We start from the raw sequence: 4158 nt of genomic DNA on the forward strand, positions 1-4158 counted from the left end.
TCTTGATGGTTTCCGGGGTTGCAGCAACCCGTGTTTCACCCGTCTGGGTTTCGAGAGGAACACCAATGTGCACGTCAAATCTCCTGCGTGATCTTATTGAGTAAACCCATGCACTTCGGATGGTGCGGCGGGGGCGGCCGATCAGCACGGTCCCGCCAAACAATGGCGGGGCGCGGCATTTTGCAGGCGAACTTTGTGCCCATCAAGGGATTATGACGGGTGACGGAAAATTAACTACAAGTCACCCCGTGACCGAATGTCGCAACACCCCGGGTCAATCCCTTGCAGGCCGTGCCTTGTAAGGATTTTACTGAAAAATGAGTTTTTTCCACATCGGTAAGCTGAATGAGGCGTTATTTTGCGTAGAGGGCGGCTCAAGGCCACGTATTCAGGCACTTTTGGGACGATTGTGCCCCTTCGCGGTACAGTCTGCGAATATGCGACAAATACTTATATCTGTAGGCTTTTCAGTTTATTGACTACCAAGTCAACTAGTTGCTTCCGGCCTTTATCCTTCTAGGCTGTAGGTGTGTGCCTGATTAACCAGCCAGTCGCGAAAAGCCCTTAAAGAGGCCGATTCCACCTTTCGCTCGGGAATCATCAGGTAATAAGCCTTGATGCTCGACAGTGCCTGAGGGTTGGCAATCACCAGACGCTTCTCCGTCAGTTCGCGCTGAATCAGAAACGGCGGGATCAACGCAATCCCCATATCGTGCATGGCCGCTTGGGCAAGCATGGAGAATAGCTCGTAACGCGGTCCTGTCATGTCCCGCGGGATATTTAGATTCTGCGAGTTGAACCACTGGCGCCAGGCATACGGGCGAGTGGTCTGCTGCAACAGGGGCAGCTCGGCGATTGCACCGGGCGTCAGATGGGTCTTTTTCCCCAGCAGACCAGGGCTGCACACGGGCATCGGATTTTCGCCCATCAGCCTGTGGGATTCGGTACCCGGCCAGTCCGCATCGCCAAAATAGATCGCTGCATCGAAGTCAGTGTCCGCAAACAGGAAGGGCCGAGTTCGATTGGTGAGGTTGACCGTCACTTCCGGGTGTTGTTGCTGGAAGTCCTTGAGTCTTGGCAGTAGCCATTGGGTACCGAAGGTCGGGACCACGGCCAGTTCGATCACATTGGCGCCTTGCTGACCCATCACTGACAAGGTGTCGCGCTCAACCGCGTCGAGCTGGGTGGCTACCCGTCGGCTGTAGGAAAGGCCCGCTTCCGTCAGCTTCACGCCGCGGCGCGAGCGGCGGAACAGTTCGACGCTCAGGAACTCTTCCAGGCTGGCGATCTGTCGGCAAATCGCCCCTTGAGTAAGCGAAAGCTCCTGGGCGGCCTTGGTAAAGCTTTCGTGGCGCGCTGCCGCCTCAAAGCTGATCAGGGCGGTCGTGCTGGGTATCTTCCTTCGCATGTACGGCAACCTCACTAATACATCAAACAAAAGCGCTATTGCGACCTTACGGAGTGAGAAATTAGCACAACAGTATGCAAAATCCTCGTTTGCCGAGGCGCCGAACCCGGCCTAGGATCAATCCACGTTATTTGACCCGATTCGAGAGGACACACTCATGGGCGGTAAAGCTAGCTTCAACTGGATCGATCCCCTGCTGCTGGATCAACAGCTCACCGAAGAGGAACGCATGATTCGCGCTACCGCCGAGCAATTCGCTCAGCAGAAACTCGCGCCACGCGTTCTTGAAGCTTTCCGTCATGAAAAGACCGACCCGGCGATCTTCCGCGAGATGGGCGAAGTGGGCCTGTTGGGCGCGACCATCCCCGAGCAGTACGGTGGCAGCGGCCTGAACTATGTCAGCTACGGCTTGATTGCCCGTGAAGTCGAGCGTGTCGACTCCGGCTATCGCTCGATGATGAGCGTGCAGTCCTCCTTGGTGATGGTGCCGATCAATGAGTTCGGTACTGAAGCTCAAAAGCAGAAGTACTTGCCGAAACTGGCCACGGGCGAATGGATCGGTTGCTTTGGCCTGACCGAGCCTGACCATGGTTCCGATCCGGGCTCGATGATTACTCGTGCGCGCAAGGTGGAAGGTGGCTACAGCCTGACCGGCAGCAAGATGTGGATTACCAACAGCCCGATCGCCGATGTCTTCGTGGTCTGGGGTAAGGACGACGCCGGCGATATTCGCGGCTTTGTGCTGGAGAAGGGCTGGAAAGGCTTGAGCGCTCCGGCGATTCACGGCAAGGTCGGCCTGCGTGCGTCCATCACCGGCGAAATCGTCATGGACAATGTGTTTGTTCCCGAAGAGAACATCTTCCCGGATGTCCGTGGCTTGAAAGGTCCTTTTACTTGCCTCAATTCGGCGCGCTACGGTATTGCCTGGGGCGCACTCGGTGCGGCGGAGTTCTGCTGGCACACCGCTCGCCAATACACCCTGGATCGCCAGCAGTTCGGTCGACCATTGGCGGCCACGCAGCTGATCCAGAAAAAACTGGCAGACATGCAGACTGAAATTACCCTGGCGCTGCAAGGCTGCCTGCGCCTGGGTCGCATGAAGGACGAAGGCACGGCTGCGGTCGAGATCACCTCGATGATGAAGCGCAACTCCTGCGGCAAGTCCCTGGACATTGCGCGCATGGCGCGCGACATGCTGGGCGGCAACGGCATCTCCGATGAGTTCGGCGTCGCTCGTCACCTGGTCAACCTGGAAGTGGTGAATACCTATGAGGGTACGCACGACGTCCACGCGCTGATCCTCGGTCGAGCGCAAACCGGCCTCCAGGCGTTCTATTAACAGGAGAACGTCCATGGGCGCGCTATCGCATCTACGGGTACTGGATTTATCTCGGGTGCTGGCCGGGCCATGGGCCGGGCAGATCCTTGCTGACCTTGGCGCCGAAGTGATCAAGGTCGAGCGGCCGGGCAACGGCGATGATACGCGCGCCTGGGGCCCTCCCTTTCTGAAAGACGCCTATGGCGAGAACACTAGCGAAGCTGCCTATTACTTGTCGGCCAATCGCAACAAGCAATCAGTCACCATCGACTTCACGCGCCCCGAGGGGCAGAAGCTGGTGCGTGAGTTGGCGGCCAGGTCGGACATCCTGATCGAGAACTTCAAGGTGGGAGGTCTGGCGGCTTATGGGCTGGACTATGAATCGCTCAAGGCAATCAATCCGAACCTGATCTATTGCTCGATCACCGGGTTTGGTCAGACGGGGCCTTACGCCAAGCGCGCGGGTTATGACTTCATGATCCAGGGGTTGGGCGGGCTGATGAGCCTGACCGGGCGACCTGAAGGCGAGGAAGGGGCGGGGCCGGTGAAAGTCGGCGTAGCGCTGACCGACATCCTGACCGGTCTGTACTCGACAGTGGCGATCCTGGCGGCACTGGCTCACCGGGAGCATGACGGCGGCGGTCAGCATATCGATATGGCGCTGCTGGATGTCCAGGTGGCCTGTCTGGCGAACCAGGCGATGAATTACCTGACGACAGGTAATGCGCCTAAGCGGTTGGGGAATGCTCATCCGAACATCGTGCCTTATCAGGATTTTCCTACGGCGGATGGCGACTTCATCCTCACCGTGGGCAATGACGGGCAGTTTCGCAAGTTTGCCGAAGTGGCGGGTCAGCCGCAGTGGGCGGATGATCCGCGCTTCGCGACCAACAAGATGCGGGTGGCGAACCGTGGGGAGTTGATTCCGCTTATCCGTCAGGCAACGGTATTCAAGACTACGGCCGAGTGGGTTCTGCAGCTGGAGCAGGCAGGCGTGCCGTGCGGGCCGATCAATGATCTGGCGCAGATGTTTGCCGATCCTCAGGTCAAAGCGCGTGGGCTGGCGATTGAGTTGCCTCATGCGCTGGCTGGGATGGTGCCGCAGGTGGCGAGTCCGATTCGTCTGTCCGAGACGCCGGTGGAGTACCGCAATGCGCCTCCGTTATTGGGCGAGCACACGCTGGAGGTACTGCAGCGGGTGCTGGGTCTGGATGCTGGTGCGGTAGCTGCTTTTAAAGAGGCTGGGGTGCTCTGATCACTTCTTCTATATAGAAGGGTGGTTCTCCTGCTGAATCGACGGCTGGTCGGCTGCTTTCCGGGCTTGGGCAAGTTATTGGAAGGAAAGCTGAATTAACGCTTGACGGCAAATCCTGAGTGTCTATAATTCGCCCCACTTCCGGCGCAGTCGAAACGGAAAACTCCTTGGTAAACA

General features: G+C 58.0%; 3 protein-coding genes. 2 read left to right on the forward strand and 1 reads right to left on the reverse strand.

Translation table 11 applies throughout. From position 1 onward, the window contains the following. Positions 1-508: 508 nt before the first annotated feature. Positions 509-1408, reverse strand: coding sequence for a LysR family transcriptional regulator (locus J2W17_RS30985; protein ID WP_307344137.1), 900 nt, complete (start codon positions 1406-1408; stop codon positions 509-511). A gap of 157 nt (positions 1409-1565) precedes the next feature. Between J2W17_RS30985 and J2W17_RS30990 the strand changes: the two genes are divergently transcribed. Then, positions 1566-2747 (forward strand): acyl-CoA dehydrogenase, encoded by a 1182-nt coding sequence (locus tag J2W17_RS30990; protein WP_307344139.1) that lies wholly within the window; start codon positions 1566-1568, stop codon positions 2745-2747. Positions 2748-2760: 13 nt separating this feature from the next. Continuing rightward, positions 2761-3981: a CaiB/BaiF CoA transferase family protein gene (locus J2W17_RS30995; RefSeq protein WP_307344141.1), complete on the forward strand. Its 1221-nt coding sequence runs from the start codon at positions 2761-2763 to the stop codon at positions 3979-3981. The last annotated feature ends 177 nt before the right edge of the window (positions 3982-4158 follow it).

This window comes from Pseudomonas lini, from assembly GCF_030812475.1.
Taxonomy (GTDB): Bacteria; Pseudomonadota; Gammaproteobacteria; order Pseudomonadales; family Pseudomonadaceae; genus Aquipseudomonas; species Aquipseudomonas lini_A.

Bases quoted from the DNA above. Each gene is read 5' to 3' on its own strand.
- J2W17_RS30985 (WP_307344137.1), bottom strand. From the start codon at position 1,408: ATGCGAAGGAAGATACCCAGCACGACCGCCCTGATCAGCTTTGAGGCG.
- J2W17_RS30990 (WP_307344139.1), top strand. From the start codon at position 1,566: ATGGGCGGTAAAGCTAGCTTCAACTGGATCGATCCCCTGCTGCTGGAT.
- J2W17_RS30995 (WP_307344141.1), top strand. From the start codon at position 2,761: ATGGGCGCGCTATCGCATCTACGGGTACTGGATTTATCTCGGGTGCTG.